The 13,351-nt window shown below is 62.9% G+C and carries 16 protein-coding genes; 10 read left to right on the forward strand and 6 right to left on the reverse strand.

The genetic code is table 11. From position 1 onward, the window contains the following. The first annotated feature begins 4 nt into the window (after positions 1-4). The 6 genes from DYE23_RS25325 (at position 5) to DYE23_RS25350 (ending at position 5,138) form a co-directional block, all read left to right on the forward strand. Positions 5-202: a helix-turn-helix transcriptional regulator gene (locus DYE23_RS25325; protein WP_062657835.1), complete on the forward strand. Its 198-nt coding sequence runs from the start codon at positions 5-7 to the stop codon at positions 200-202. Positions 203-335: 133 nt separating this feature from the next. Next, the gene (locus tag DYE23_RS25330) at positions 336-1,919 is read left to right on the forward strand and encodes an AICE element replication initiation protein (RefSeq protein ID WP_067992223.1); all 1,584 of its coding nucleotides are present in this window, start codon (positions 336-338) and stop codon (positions 1,917-1,919) included. A 78-nt stretch (positions 1,920-1,997) separates the two neighbouring features. Further along, a complete protein-coding gene (locus tag DYE23_RS25335; RefSeq protein ID WP_131822210.1) occupies positions 1,998-2,456 on the forward strand; it encodes a transposase in 459 nt (152 codons plus the stop codon). Positions 2,457-2,674: 218 nt separating this feature from the next. Next, positions 2,675-3,511, forward strand: a complete 837-nt coding sequence (locus tag DYE23_RS25340; RefSeq protein WP_070953156.1) for a TIGR04255 family protein — start codon at positions 2,675-2,677, stop codon at positions 3,509-3,511. A gap of 122 nt (positions 3,512-3,633) precedes the next feature. Then, positions 3,634-4,260 carry a helix-turn-helix domain-containing protein gene (locus DYE23_RS25345; RefSeq protein ID WP_133052440.1) on the forward strand — a complete coding sequence of 209 codons (627 nt, stop codon included), beginning with the start codon at positions 3,634-3,636 and terminating at the stop codon, positions 4,258-4,260. 251 nt (positions 4,261-4,511) lie between these two features. Next, positions 4,512-5,138, forward strand: a complete 627-nt coding sequence (locus tag DYE23_RS25350; protein ID WP_083000307.1) for a hypothetical protein — start codon at positions 4,512-4,514, stop codon at positions 5,136-5,138. A gap of 308 nt (positions 5,139-5,446) precedes the next feature. Here DYE23_RS25350 and DYE23_RS25355 read toward each other — a convergent pair whose 3' ends face one another. Both DYE23_RS25355 and DYE23_RS25360 read right to left on the reverse strand, forming a co-directional pair. Then, complete coding sequence (locus DYE23_RS25355) at positions 5,447-6,244, reverse strand: coiled-coil domain-containing protein (protein ID WP_067992214.1); 798 nt, start codon at positions 6,242-6,244, stop codon at positions 5,447-5,449. 485 nt (positions 6,245-6,729) lie between these two features. After that, on the reverse strand, positions 6,730-7,416 hold the full coding sequence (locus tag DYE23_RS25360; RefSeq protein ID WP_067992211.1) for a TetR/AcrR family transcriptional regulator: 687 nt from the start codon (positions 7,414-7,416) through the stop codon (positions 6,730-6,732). Between the two features lie 155 nt (positions 7,417-7,571). Between DYE23_RS25360 and DYE23_RS25365 the strand changes: the two genes are divergently transcribed. The 3 genes from DYE23_RS25365 (at position 7,572) to DYE23_RS25375 (ending at position 9,238) form a co-directional block, all read left to right on the forward strand. Then, positions 7,572-8,030, forward strand: a complete 459-nt coding sequence (locus DYE23_RS25365; RefSeq protein WP_218620378.1) for a PaaI family thioesterase — start codon at positions 7,572-7,574, stop codon at positions 8,028-8,030. After that, a complete protein-coding gene (locus tag DYE23_RS25370) occupies positions 8,027-8,698 on the forward strand; it encodes a TetR/AcrR family transcriptional regulator (RefSeq protein WP_067992207.1) in 672 nt (223 codons plus the stop codon). The genes DYE23_RS25365 and DYE23_RS25370 overlap by 4 nt, the downstream gene beginning before the upstream one ends. Before the next feature lie 75 nt (positions 8,699-8,773). Further along, complete coding sequence (locus DYE23_RS25375) at positions 8,774-9,238, forward strand: DUF6188 family protein (protein ID WP_062655118.1); 465 nt, start codon at positions 8,774-8,776, stop codon at positions 9,236-9,238. A 47-nt stretch (positions 9,239-9,285) separates the two neighbouring features. Here the strand turns inward: DYE23_RS25375 and DYE23_RS25380 are convergent, their stop codons facing one another. Both DYE23_RS25380 and DYE23_RS25385 read right to left on the reverse strand, forming a co-directional pair. Beyond that, positions 9,286-10,335, reverse strand: a complete 1,050-nt coding sequence (locus DYE23_RS25380; protein ID WP_062655119.1) for an LLM class flavin-dependent oxidoreductase — start codon at positions 10,333-10,335, stop codon at positions 9,286-9,288. 181 nt (positions 10,336-10,516) lie between these two features. Further along, the gene (locus tag DYE23_RS25385; RefSeq protein ID WP_078281697.1) at positions 10,517-10,900 is read right to left on the reverse strand and encodes a PaaI family thioesterase; all 384 of its coding nucleotides are present in this window, start codon (positions 10,898-10,900) and stop codon (positions 10,517-10,519) included. On the opposite strand from DYE23_RS25385, the gene DYE23_RS30950 reads away from it, so the two are divergent. Further along, positions 10,868-11,101: a hypothetical protein gene (locus tag DYE23_RS30950; protein WP_162291742.1), complete on the forward strand. Its 234-nt coding sequence runs from the start codon at positions 10,868-10,870 to the stop codon at positions 11,099-11,101. The two genes, DYE23_RS25385 and DYE23_RS30950, sit on opposite strands and share 33 nt — an antisense overlap. Before the next feature lie 224 nt (positions 11,102-11,325). On the opposite strand, the gene DYE23_RS25390 is transcribed toward DYE23_RS30950, so the two are convergent. Then, positions 11,326-11,994 (reverse strand): transglutaminase-like domain-containing protein, encoded by a 669-nt coding sequence (locus tag DYE23_RS25390; protein WP_043985051.1) that lies wholly within the window; start codon positions 11,992-11,994, stop codon positions 11,326-11,328. Then, entirely contained in the window at positions 11,991-13,091 is a 1,101-nt protein-coding gene (locus DYE23_RS25395; protein ID WP_067992202.1) for a BtrH N-terminal domain-containing protein, read from the reverse strand. Before DYE23_RS25395 ends, DYE23_RS25390 begins: the two co-directional genes overlap by 4 nt. Positions 13,092-13,351: the final 260 nt, after the last annotated feature.

The following is a 13,351-nucleotide window of genomic DNA, read 5'->3' on the forward strand; positions in this document are numbered from 1 at the left end:
CTACATGGATCTACTGAGTGCCAAACAGGTTTCAGACATCATCGGCATTCCCGTTGGAACTCTCCGCTACTGGCGCCACTGCGACATCGGACCGGCCAGTTTCACCTTGGGCCGCCGAGTCGTCTACCGGCGCGACGAAGTGCTGCGATGGATCTCGGAGCAAGAAAGCGCAACCCGGCGCGGAGGCGGAGACGCCGCGTGAACCGCACCCACGAAAAAGACCCCGGGGCCTAGCCGAGGTCTTTGTTCGAACCACCTGATCATCCGACACGGAAGTTCCACATGAGAATAGCTCGTCAACGCAGCCTGCATAAGCACCGTATGCAGGAAATCCTATGAGCGACAACACCGAGACGGACAAGAAGTCGGTAGCCGCACGCTTGGTCAGCATGGCACAGGAACGCTACCTGCTCGGGCTCTCAGAAGAGGGCGAGCCGTTCGGCGCTGACCGCGACCGCCCGCACTTGGTGATGCTGCTCCGCGCCGGCAAGGCCGGTCTACGCGCCGACCTCGCCGCACGGTACTTCGCCGAAACCGGCGCGGTCGCCGGCGGCCAGGCGCTGACTGACGCCACCCTGATCCTCGAAGGTTTGGCTGCCACGAAGCCGCCCGAACGCCTCAACCTCCGCGTCGCTGACGATGACGGCACCATTTACATCGACACCGGACGGCCCGATGTCCAGACGATTCGTATCCGACAGGGCCGGTGGACGCTCACCGAACGGGCACCTGTGCGCTTTCTGCGTACCAAGTTGACCGGGGCGATGCCGCTGCCGGCTCAGGGCGGGAATGTCGAGAAGCTCTGGGATTTCGTCAACGTCGACTTTGAAGACCGACCGGTCCTCCTTGCTGCCCTCGTTGCCGCTCTTGTCCAGACGGACGTCCCCCACCCGATCTTGGCGCTGTTCGCCGAGCAGGGCAGCGCCAAGAGCACAACCACGCGCATGCTGGTCGATCTCATCGACCCGTCACCGGTCCCCCTGCGGCAGGCACCGCGTGACGCCGACTCGTGGGTCACTGCAGCCTCCGGTTCGTGGGTCGTTGCCTTGGACAACCTGTCGACTATCTCGCCGTGGTTGTCGGATTCTCTGTGCCGCGCCGCCACCGGCGACGGCAACGTCAAACGGGCGTTGTACACAGACTCCGATCTCGCAGTCATCAAATTTCGGCGGTGCGTCATCATCAACGGCATCGACGTCGGAGCAGTGCGGCCCGACCTCGCGGAGCGACTGGCGACTGTCGACCTGCGACGCATTGATCGCCACATGCGACAACCGGAAGCCACGATGCGACAACAGTGGCGCACGGCTCTACCAGGGATTTTGGGCGGGCTTCTCGATCTGGCCGCCGTCGTCCATCAACGGCTGGAAACCATTTCGGTCGACGTGTCGCCACGGATGGCGGACTTCAGTCGCACGCTGGCGGCCGTTGACGAGATTCTGTCGACCCATGGCTTCCGGCGTTACCTGTCACGCGCCAATCAACTCTCCGAAGACAGCCTGTCCGCCGACCCGTTCATCGAACAGCTACGGCTGCACATCCGGGAACCGCTCGTCGCAAAGTCCGGAGGCGACCTGCTGGCGACAGTCACGCCAACCGGCGACACCTGGCGCAGGCCGAAGGAGTGGCCCCGGAACGGGCGGGATGTCACGGCCGTCCTACGACGGCACGCACCCGCGCTACGGAGTCTGGGTTGGGCGATCGAAGACGATGGCGCTCGAAATCATCGGAATGTCCTGTTGTGGACCGTCTACCCGCCCTACAAAGATGTGTCGGCCAAACAACACTCGCAATCCTCGCGTCCCTCGCGCATTTCGGCTCCGCGGGAGCAGTCGTCCTCTGTTCAAGAGCTGCCCGCGCACCGCCAGACTGTCCCGAAGGGTCATTCAGCCGACGATCTAGACGTCGAGGCGTCGTGACCGCGCTTGTCGGGCTAGCGGCGTCGGCACCATCGGGCAGAATCTGGACCAGGTCCCTCAACGGGAGGAGTGGTCTTCGTGAGCACGCAATTCGACGCGATCGTCCAGGCGGTCATCCACGACTGGCCTGACTACGGGTGGTCAGGCCAGTTGGAGGCGGCCATCAAGCAGCTGTATCTGTCAGATCTTTCTTATCCAGCAACATGGTCCAGCGAACGCCGCGAGGAGTTCGCAGAGCGCCACGCCGGCGACGATGCGCTTCTTCTCACCACCTCGTTGGACGATCTCATCGATACCGTCACAGATCGCTATGCGCGCGATCACGGAGTTCTCCCCCATCGTGACGATGCGACCCTGCTTCTCGAAGCGGCGCGACGAGACGCAATCGACGAACTGGAGCTCCGCTTCGTGGCTGACCTACCTGCCGAGATCGCCGCGTTGACAGCCCACGGTGTTGGAAGGGCAAATGGCTCTCTGACGGCGTGCGGGCCGGCCCAACGGCGGCAGAGCAGCACACTGCGCCTAAGCCGTCCTTAGGTAGGTTCCGTTTTGCGGCGGCACCATCCGCTTCGAAATGGCCTTTCGCACTCCCGTGTCGACAGACGAGATGCGATCGAGCGGCGCATAGATCCCTTGAAGCCGCGTTCGCTATTTCCGGACCGGGGGCCGCTGCCTCTCCTGCTCCTCATCTCTGACGATAGCGCCTACACTTGTCGGTAGGTGCATCTAAGGTGCATCTCTATGGACAGGACAGTATGACCATCGATCCACACACACTTCGCCCAGCTGAGGACGTTCCATTGGGGGGGCTGCCCTCGGCCGATCCGACCCTGCTCGGAAACGCTCCCCTCGAAGTCGCAGTGATCGAGATCCGGTATACCGCCCGTACCGACGAGATCACACCGGAGGTCGCCGCTGCTTTCCGGGACGACCTTGTGGAGAACACGGGGGTGGACTTCCCGAGCATTCAACCCACCGTCCAACAGCAGATGAGGATCGACTTCGGGGCCAACGGCGTTTCCCAGGTGGCAGCGGAGTCCAGTGGGTGGCAAATTGCTTCCGCGGACGGAGCACACGTCACGCTCATGCCCGACATCCTGATCATGCAGGTCAACCGCTACGAGCGGTGGCGTACCAGCATGAAGGCTCCGCTAACCGTTCTGGTCGAATCTCTCGGACGGTTAGTCAAGCCATCGTTGGTGCACCGCATCGGTCTGCGGTACGTCGACCGCTTCCATGACAGTGGGTTCAACTCTGCAGAGGCTTGGCGTGGCCGGATCGACGACACCCTTCTGGGCCCTGTGCTTAACCCAGTGTTCGGCGGCAGTGTTCGAGGTGCTCAACAGCAGGTGGAGATCCGGCTTGATGATCATCACGGCGCGTTGCTGCGGCATGGACCAGTTCGCGATGATTCGGGCAAGTGCGTGCAGTATCTACTCGATACGGACGTGTTCCGCCACTCCTCATTCACGTTCGACGTGCGAGAGGTCGTCATCTCAGCGGAGCGGCTGAACCGCACTTCGTTGTCACTTTTTCAGGCGTCGGTTACCGATACCTACCTGAAAGAGCTTCGAGAAGGGAGCGCGAAATGACGATCATGGAGCAGCAGCCGACCGGCTCCCGCGTGCTCCGGTCACCTTCCTGGGCCCGAGCACAAAAGGGCCTGTACCCGGCCCCTTGCGAGGACGGACTCTGGTCCAGCACGTTCGTGGAGATGAGTTCATCGCCGGGGTTGCGGGATGTCGTCGCGCATTTCTCTGGAGCCCTCGACCCGTGCGGATGGGATCAGGTTCGCGTCGAAGTTTTCAAGAGTCTCGACGGGCAGATGAACCTTCCGGGCTCGGCGCTGTGGTTGACGATGCCGTATACATTCATCGATACGGTGCTGTCCGACGAGCAACAGGTCGACGAGACGGTCGATGTTCTTGATGCCTTCGAACGAATCCGAGCCGAACTGGGCCTAACGCAGAAGGAGATGTTCAAGGCCACCGGCATCAACAAGCGCACGTTCCACTCGTGGGCGGCAAAGCCCCCCGCCAGCCGGCCCCGTGTAGCCAGCTTGGGTGGACTGTGGGAGTTGGCGGACGCCGTCGACGACCTCCGCAGCACACTGGACCAGCCGATGAACAGGTGGCTGCGTGCCGACAAGAAGCGAGCCTCCGCACTACTCGACGGCCGGTTCGACGACCTCGTTGACCTGGCTGTGGATCGGACGCCGTTCCCTCGGCGAGAGATCGGCACTTCGGTATACGAGGGGATCGCCGAACACGTCGAGACACCGATCATTCGAACCGGTGGTCCGGTGGTGACCGAGAACGTCGAGGACGGATTCGCCCGGTGACTATTGATCGACTCCTGCCGGAGCGATGGCCCCCGCACACGCTTCTCGCTCTGGAGCGGTGGCGGCAAGGGCATCTTCTCCCGATGGATCGCGGCGCATGGATCGTCCCAGCGTGGGTAGACGACCCTGTAACCGGAGAACCCGCTGCCGATGGAGCGTTGGGTGAGGTGCGTGCTCGGTCAGCACCATTGAGTGACAGCGGGTATGCCGCGGTGGTGTCACAGACCTGCGACATTGCGGGCGGTCCCGGGATGCGGCATCCGCTGGTGCAGGCATGCCCGGTACGCGACATCTCAGTCTTTTCGACGGAGAAGGTCCAGCAGATCAAAGACCATCAGCTCTCCGACTACGTCTGGCTAAGTGAGCCTCCGGTTCCTGGAGCGGTTTGGGCCGTGGACCTGCGCGCGATCGTTCCGGTCAGCAAGGGTTTGCTCGCTGCGCAGGAACCGGTCGTGGGGTTCGCCTCGATTGAGGACGAGCTCATTCTCGGACAGCGCCTTGCCAGCAAACTTGGCCGGCCTGCTGTGCACGATGCGCTTGCCGGTCCGGTATTCGAAGCTCTGCGCAAACTCATTTCGAAGGCGAAGAAGTCGCAGGACTGGTGCGATGACGTCGAACAGCTTCGTTTGGAGATCGTCGAGGGGACCACACTGTATCCGAAGCGTGTGCGACTACTCGTGCTGACAGACGTCCGCTTCGGACCGTCGGAGAAGAAACCGCTTCGCGACGAATGGAAGTCCCATCGGAAGTCATTGAACGCCGCCGGGATTACTTGGGAACCAATCCATTTCCTCACGGTCGACAAATGCCCCGTGCGACTCTATCGCGCGTCGGTACCCATCGAAGCGCCGACTCTCGAGCGCGGACGGTTTGCATAGACCCACTCGGGGTGTCCGCCTCACCAATCGCACAGCTGATTTCGGACAGGGTGGCCCCACGTACCTATCGAAGCACGCCGCGGTCCGCTCCCGGCCGGATCGCGGAGTCAGAAGGCAGGTTACGAGCGACTGCGCTCACTGGCGACGGATCCGCCCTAGGGCGCTCGGCAACGCCGATGCCGATGTTGCGCAGGACGCACATCGATTGCCTGGCGGGTTATCTGCCACGTGACCCAGGTTACGCAGCGCGCATCACGCGGGCACAACGGGCGTTGACGACCAGATGATCGATACGGTTGCTGAGCCGTTCAGGCGCGATACGGATAAACAGCTTTGGCGAGATCACGCGCCGCCGTCAGAGTCGCTCGGTCGAGGTCCTTGTGCCGTGCCCGTTCCGTGAGCCTCGCTAGCAGCGTGCACAGCGCCCGCTCGTCCCGGGAGGCAATGTCTGCGGCGTCGAGCGCGCTGACAGGGACAGGAGCCGGTGAATCTTCAGGCGTCAGGGCGAGGTCGGTCGCGGAACCGGCCCTCGGCACCTCGACGACGCGGATCGGCGTTCCGTGGCGCTCGGCAGCCATGCGTGCAGCAGATGAGTCGCGCCGACACGTGTCCGAGCAGTAGAGCCGGCAGCGTCCGCGACGTGGCCTGTCTTCAGGATCCATCATCAACACATCGCATCGCACGCACCGCGGCCACTCCGTGTCCACACGAGCGTCGCGCCATGCATCAGCGCGCGCAGCCGGTTGCTTCTTAACGGCTTTCGCCGCCTTGCTGCGCAGCAGCGCGCGTATCTCTCTGACATCAACACCGACCAGCTCGGCGATAGCCGCCAACGTCGCGCCACGTTCCCGCATGTCCTTGATCGATGCACAGGCTTCCGCGTAATAGCGGCTGCGCCTGCGCTGCGCCTCCGCCTCCGCTTGCTGGCGAGACTGCGCGACGCGACGGGCCTGCCATTCGTCCACATCCTGCAGGCGTCCGATCAACGCCCGAACGGCGGTCGCGTCATCGGCGTTGGCACGGTCCTGCTGCGCTCGCACTTCGTTCGCTCGGCGTTGCGCCTCGACGGCGCGACGACGCGCCTCCAGTTTCGACACAGCAGTCATGTCGACAACCTACGAAGCAACACGAGGTTTCGTCCACGACCACAGCCACATTCGTCTCAGTTCCGCGCGTCGCTCAGCGTCACTTCCGATGGCGCGCCCCGGCCGCTGTCGTCACTGCCGAGTAACCCGCCCCGCTTGCCACCAAGCCATCCCTGCCAGCCAGTTCCTCCAATTCCGACACACCTCTTGCACTCTGGGGCCAGCACGATCACTTTTCGTCGGACGATAAACACGCATCGATCCGCAATGCCATTGACGAAAGTGCTACGGGGTCTCAACGCGAGCAACCGCACTGCGAACGCTGAGGCGGTTCACGTCGCCTGGCCCGACATAGTCGTCGTGGGCATGCCTGCGATCTGCGTGCACGGCCCCTAGCGAGTGACGGCGAACATTTCGCCGGTGCCATCGCCGACGTGACTGGAGTGCAGAGGAAAGTTCGAAGACCAGCCAGACTGGGCGCAGTGAAACTCGTTGCCGCTAGAGGGCTATGCGAGCGGTCGCCCTGCATGCAGACTGGCGGCCTTCACGCGCTTGGTCTCGCCATCGTCGCTCTTGCAGTGGGCGGCGAGAAAGCCATCGACGAGGTTCTCGCAGTCGTCGTGAGTGATGCCGCGAATCCCGGTCATCCGGGCAAACGCCAGTGGGCCGACCAGTTGGCACAGCGCCAGTTCTCGGTCGAAGTTCTCCAACTCGGCTTGCGCCGTCGGGCTAGAGAGTATGGCGTCGAACGGTTGCCGGTACTGGTCGACGACTCGGGCCCGCAACGCGCCGGATGTGTGTCGATCATCGGCTTCGTTCGTCGGGCCGGTGGGACCAAGGGACAGCCATGCCAGCGTCGTGACATGCAGTGGCGCGTCGTTGAAAAGAGCGGCTTGGCGGCTTAGCAATTCGATCAACTGGTCACGCAGAGGGCCGCTGGTCGGTACCGGAGTCGCCACCTGGGGAAGCAAGCGTTCGAACGTGGCTGCGAGCAGGTGCGACGAACTTTGGAAATGGCGGTAAAGCGTGGTTCTGGCCACTTTGGACGCTTTGGTGACGGCATCGATCGTGACGGCTTCCACGCCGCCAGTGCTCAGAAGGGTCGCGGCTGCATCCAGCAGTCGATTTCGAGACCGGATTCGCCGCGGGTCCACGTCATCGTCAGGGACCGGCGCTGGCTGACTGTCGCTCACTCATTCACCTCGGCGGTCGATTTCACGCGATGCTGTCCTGGCAGTCTAGCAGTGTGGTACTAACGGTATCGAAGCGAAACCGATAGTATTGGAGCGTGATTGTGCCGGAAAGCGCGTCGCTGCCGAAGCGGTTACCTTCGCACACGACAACGTGCATGGGTTGCGGCCCCGACAATCCCCACGGACTGCAGTTGGTGGTGCACCGCCGCGGCGACGCGGTGTACTCCGACGTGATTTTCGACGAGCGCCACATCGGGGCTCCTGGGCTGGCCCATGGCGGAGCAGTTGCGGCGGCGTGCGATGACGTCTTGGGATTCACATTGTGGATCGCCGGCACACCAGCGGTGACTCGCAGCCTGACAGTGGAGTATCTGCGGCCGGTACCTCTGCATCAACCCCACAGGATCACCGCCCACATCCGGTGCCGCGAAGGACGGGCTCTGCACGTCATGGCGACGGGCACTGATTCCGATGGGGCCAACCGCTTCACCGCCACTGCGGTATTTGTCGCGGTCAGCCAGGATCACTTCGCTGCGCACGGCGACGTCAGTGCTTTTGGCGGCCTTCTCGAACAGTTCTCACGTCACGGCGGCCTCGACGACGGGCGACCATGACGCTCCCCCTTTCTCGCAGCCATGGCAAAACCCGACCGCTGGAGGCAAAATCAGCCGGCGGCCGGACGCGGACCGCTGTAGCGCCCGCCTCGCATTCATCCACCCAGCGCCGGGAAGCGATTCTGGACGCGGCCCTGCTCGTGGCCACGTCAGGTGGCTATGAGGCGGTTCAGATGCGGTCGGTCGCCGAGCGGGCCGGTATCGCCGTCGGCACGCTCTACCGCCACTTCCCGGCGAAGACCAACTTGTTGGTGGCGGCGCTATCGCGCGAGTTTCGCCGACTCGACTCGGCTGACGACTGGGCTAGCGGTGACGGCACGCCATTGGAACGGCTCGAACGTCTCACCACACACCTACATGACCGCTGGCAGCGCGATCCCTGGCTGACATCAGCCATGACACGAGCGTTCGCCGTTGCAGACACCCGGGCAGCCGCAGAACTAGACTGCGCCGCCGCCGAAATTCAGACCCTGCTGGCCCGCACGCTCAGGGGCGGCGAACCGACTCCAGCCGATTTACACATCGCCGCGATCATCTCCGACGTGTGGCTGGCCAACCTCGTGGCCTTTTGTGGCCACCGAGCGTCGGCCGCCGATACTCGCGAACGCATCGACCTGGCCACTCGGCGCGTGGTGACCAGCCGCGCACGACCCGCGGAAACCGCATAACGATACTAGTAGTATCGCAGCGCTACCTGAAGTACCCTTAGGGCGAGGCTCGATGACGCGGCGAAGGAGAGTGCCATGTATACCCAATGGATCGAAAATTGTGTCGTGCAACGCGTCTCCGTGCGCGACGGCCTGGTCCTGGACCTGGACGACTACAACGAGATTGTCATCTCGTGCCCCTTGCTGCTGACACTGCCTGCGGTCGACCCGTATCCCGCAGAAGCGGTACGCATCGATCCACTCAAGATCGCGACTGACGAACGCCCGTTGTTGAACCTCGCCGGCGCGGTGTGCACTCAGGCCTGGTCCGGCGACGATGGAGGGCTACACCTGAGGTTCTCGCGTGGACACAGCATCGACGTCGACCCCGATTCCGAGGAAACGGCATGGGAGTTGTACGGCAAGCGCCACGGCTACATGGCATGCCTACCCCGGGGGCGGGTACGCGTGGTCCGCCACGACCTCCCCGACAGCGACGACGCCAACATCCTCAACAACGCCGCACAACCGTCGGCGGGGTCGGCGCGACAGACGCACTAAATGCGACCGCGGACGGGGACGGGTCAACTTCGGCGGCAATGCGTGGATCAGATTGAACGTGGACCGGACTGCCCTGGCGACATCGAGGCGGGCGAGCATTCCCGAATGATGCTGTCGAGGTTTTGCTGCACGCGCTCGGGAGCGATGCCAACCGATGGTGAATACAGCATGATGTGGTCGAGGACGCCGTCGTAGCGTCTCAGCTGTTCACGGACCTCGTGTGCCGTCCCCGCGACGCCCATGGTGTCGATCATCTCCTCGGACACCGCGGCGAACATCGCCGGGAAATCGCGCTGGGCGAATGCTTCCCGGATGGTTCGGCCTTCGCTGGCGAAGCCGTTCACATCAAGTACCGTCTCGTAGGATTTGACCGAGGAGTAGAACGCAATCTGCTGCGCCAGTTCGCGCCTGGCGACCTCGGCGTCGTCGTGGATGGCGCACATCACCATGGAAATGATTTCCACGTCATTGGGGTCGCGGCCGGTGTGCGCGGCACCCCTGGCGATAGCGGGCCGGACGATCTCCTCGACGTAGGTGGTGGTGAACAGGGGATGTCCGGCCAGCCCGTCGGCCACCCGCCCGGCCGCCTCGCACATCCGAGGCCGGACACCGGCGGTGACGATCGGGATCGGCCGGCTGGAGGGTCCCACGTCGCCGGTCGGCGTGAGATTCATTCTGTAAAAACGACCCTCGTGATGGATCGGGCCTTCATGCAGGTTCCATATCCGGCGCAGCAGCATCACGAGTTCTTCCATCCGCAGCGCGGGCGCGGAGGTGTCGGGCACGCCGTGCCAGTCGCTCATCATCCGCTTGGTGCCGTTGCCGATGCCCAGCACCAGCCGTCCGTTGGAGAGTTCGTCGAGATCACGCGCCTCGGTGGCCAGCACCAGGGGGCTTCGGCCGACGCCGTAGAGAATGGAGGAACCGATCCGGCAGTTCTGTGTGCAGTTGGCCATCGCGGCCATGGAGATCGAACCCGACCGGGAGTAGAACTCCGAGGCCCATACGGCGTCGAACCCGGCCGCATCGGCGGCGTGTGCGGTCTGGGCCAGTGACTTCAAATCCGCGCCGAGAACCGACAGGCCGTAGGTGCTCATGACCGGTCTCCTGTGCGCGGGCGCGGGCCGTCGAATACGACGGCGCTGACCCGTGGCCGCCGTCTGGTGGAGGTGATCCTCGGCGACCAGGTACATGAGTGCGTTGATGATGTTTGCGTCGAGCGGGGTAAGAGACGTGGAACGCGCGCGGCCAGCCGTGCGCCACCTCCAAGGCTGGTGCTCAGCATCTTCCCTCCCTGGGTGACCGCACAATGCAGGGTGTCGAAGTCGCCTTCTGTATGGAACTAGTGAAGTGCGCCATCGTGACGACGACGAATAACCCTGAGGCGGACGCGACTAGCTGACCGGTAGTCTCCTCGCGCAATTCTGTCCGGACTTCGAGTTTCCGGCCGGTCTTGGACACCAGCTCCGCGCTGACCTCGTAGGGGACCCCCAGCAACACCGGCGCGTAGAACTCGGTATCGAACCTGCGGGTGACGGCCATCTCACCGACGACGTACAGCAACATGCCCACCATGTCGTCGAGTACGGTCATGACTGCGCCGCCATGTGCGATACCGGGTGCGCCGCGATGTCTGCCGTCGAAGATATGCCTGGCACCCACCCCGTCGCCATGCCGACGCGCTCGCAGGCGATGACCGTGCGGATTGTCTGTGCCGCAACCAAGGCACCACGGGTGGTGCGCATCAAGGTAGTCGCCGTCGGCGGCGACAGCACGATCCTGAAAGCTATGCCACCATGCGATGGCCGAATCTTCTTCCGCTTGCTCTTCGATGACGAAACCCTCCTAAATAGACCCTCGTAGCGCGTGGTTCACCACACGACTGAAGAATTGCGCCGGCGTCGACTGGGCTGATCGCCGGTAGATATGTATGTAGGACTCGTTAGCCCGCCGAGATCATCGCTGCGACACACCTTCCGATTAGGACACTGTCGGCTATCTGGTCCTGCCCGTAATCCCTTGGACTGCAGTGTATTCATAGCCGGCCAGATCGCGTCACAATGAACTGGCACACAGTCCGCAGCGCCTCACAACTCCTGGGAGAAGGCGTCACGCTGGGCTCCAGCGCCAGCCATGAGCGGGCCGTACCGGTGATGCAACTCTGTAACGATGTCGGTGAAGGGGAGATCGTGGTACCAACCGCGGTCGTTGAGGTACTCCATGTGTTGGCTTCCCCCACCGTCGTAGGCATGGAGGAGCGCATCGGTGTGGCCGTCGAAGTCGATCGGAGGTACACCGAATCGCGCGCAGAGCTCGGCATTGAACGCCGGAGTGGCCTTCACCCAGCGGTTGTTGAGTTGTAATTCGCTATATCCGTGGTAGACGAACACGTCGGTACCTCCCATCCGGGCACGCAATGTGGTGGTCTGCAGATGGTTGCGCACGTCCGCGAATCCGAGCCGGGCCGGAATGCCCGCCGCACGAGCTGCCGCGGTCAGCAGCACCGCCTTCGGTATGCAATACGCCCTCGACGCTGTCGCTACATAGCTCGCCCGATAATGCTCGGGATCGTCGTCGGTGCTATAGGGATCGTACCAAATCCTGTCCCGCACAGCGGTGAAGATCAACCTCGCCTTCTGCACAGGGTCACGAACGTCACCGACCGCGTCCTCGGTGAAGCGCTGTACATCGTCGTGCTGCCAATCGAGGAACCCAGTTGTCTCCAGGAAACTCGATTCGTTTGAAGTGTCGCTCACAGATAGCCTTTCAGATAAGCCTCGAGGCCGGTATCGACAGTGCCAACGGATCGACTGGCCGTTTCGAGGGCTTCGACGAGGCGTGTTTCGGAGTCCGGGATCGTCGCGGCGATTTTGGCCGCAGCGAGACTACGACTCCGTAGCGATGTGCCGGCATCGGTGGCTGCGGCCGCAAGCTCAGACCACGCTTGGGAAGCGTGTCGGGCCGCGGCCGCCGCTTCGGCTGCGGCGGCGTCCCCGAGGAGATCGGCGATATTCTGGCAACCTTGTGCTTGCAGCATACGAAAGAGCCCGCCACCGGTTCCGGCTTTCTCGATGAACGCCCCGAGCCCGAACAATGCCGCGGTCAGGGCGTCGTCATCAAACACCGTTGGCCAATGCCGTACGTCATCGGCGAACTCCTGCACACCCTTCAAACCGGAGGCCTCGACTTCAGCTGCCTCGATGCGCAGTAGCGGCGCACCTACGGCACCGCCGCGCATGAAAGCTGCGCTCGCGGCTAATGCAGTGGCGGCAATCGGCCCAAGGTCGGGCACTCGCTCCGGCCAGTCGACGTGATATGTGGTGTGCCGGGTCGGTGTAGGGAACCCTACCGAGGACCGCGCCCGGCGCAGGTCGTCATAAGCCACCGTTTGGGTGGTCTCGCGGTCATTATCGACCACATAGGCAACCCCTTGTTCGTCATCATATCCGGTGATGACGATGTCGTGACGGCTCATGTGCAATCGGACGCGCAGGTAAGGAAGTTCGCCGATGTCAGCCCAGACCATGACGGGTCGGCCCTTGTCGACTTCGTCGGTAACAAATGACCATCCCACGTCTGCGTCATCGGTCGATCGCACTACGCAGTTTGCACCAACTCGGGAGAGGTAGTCTTTTTCCAGGTCGCTTCCTCGTCCTACCAGGTAGATCTGGGGAAACAATTGCGTAGAGCGGACGTACGAGAAGTCCAAGGCTCCGCCGAGGGTGAAGACCAATCCTTCACTGAGTGTTTCTGTCCCCCATCCTAGTTGTGCCCATTCAGTAAGGTCACGCAGCGCACCGGAACCACAGTGCCCTCCTCTCCTGTGGGGATAGGGAATTTCAATCCTCGCCATCGCCGCTTCCTCTCTTGTCCAATAGCACTGTTAAGACTCATCGAAAGCTACGTTCCATCAAGGCGTCGCGGCTGGCGGTAGGTGCCAGAACTGGTCGACCGCAGCCAATCTCACCCGCGCAGCTCGACCGCCTATGACTATGGGAAACATTGCTTTCGATCGCTATCCGCATCAAAGCGTCAACGGTGAGAGCCCCTGACCCGCAGCATCGCCATCGTTGTACTGAGCTCGCTTGGTGCCGTTTTGCGCTTCCCTGCTTT

Source organism: Mycolicibacterium gilvum (assembly GCF_900454025.1).
GTDB lineage: Bacteria > Actinomycetota > Actinomycetes > Mycobacteriales > Mycobacteriaceae > Mycobacterium > Mycobacterium gilvum.

Bases quoted from the DNA above. Each gene is read 5' to 3' on its own strand.
- DYE23_RS25340 (WP_070953156.1), top strand. From the start codon at position 2,675: ATGACCATCGATCCACACACACTTCGCCCAGCTGAGGACGTTCCATTG.
- DYE23_RS25365 (WP_218620378.1), top strand. From the start codon at position 7,572: ATGGGTTGCGGCCCCGACAATCCCCACGGACTGCAGTTGGTGGTGCAC.
- DYE23_RS25355 (WP_067992214.1), bottom strand. From the start codon at position 6,244: ATGACTGCTGTGTCGAAACTGGAGGCGCGTCGTCGCGCCGTCGAGGCG.
- DYE23_RS25325 (WP_062657835.1), top strand. From the start codon at position 5: ATGGATCTACTGAGTGCCAAACAGGTTTCAGACATCATCGGCATTCCC.
- DYE23_RS25345 (WP_133052440.1), top strand. From the start codon at position 3,634: ATGAGTTCATCGCCGGGGTTGCGGGATGTCGTCGCGCATTTCTCTGGA.
- DYE23_RS25370 (WP_067992207.1), top strand. From the start codon at position 8,027: ATGACGCTCCCCCTTTCTCGCAGCCATGGCAAAACCCGACCGCTGGAG.
- DYE23_RS30950 (WP_162291742.1), top strand. From the start codon at position 10,868: ATGTCTGCCGTCGAAGATATGCCTGGCACCCACCCCGTCGCCATGCCG.
- DYE23_RS25380 (WP_062655119.1), bottom strand. From the start codon at position 10,335: ATGAGCACCTACGGCCTGTCGGTTCTCGGCGCGGATTTGAAGTCACTG.
- DYE23_RS25395 (WP_067992202.1), bottom strand. From the start codon at position 13,091: ATGGCGAGGATTGAAATTCCCTATCCCCACAGGAGAGGAGGGCACTGT.
- DYE23_RS25330 (WP_067992223.1), top strand. From the start codon at position 336: ATGAGCGACAACACCGAGACGGACAAGAAGTCGGTAGCCGCACGCTTG.
- DYE23_RS25350 (WP_083000307.1), top strand. From the start codon at position 4,512: ATGCGGCATCCGCTGGTGCAGGCATGCCCGGTACGCGACATCTCAGTC.
- DYE23_RS25375 (WP_062655118.1), top strand. From the start codon at position 8,774: ATGTATACCCAATGGATCGAAAATTGTGTCGTGCAACGCGTCTCCGTG.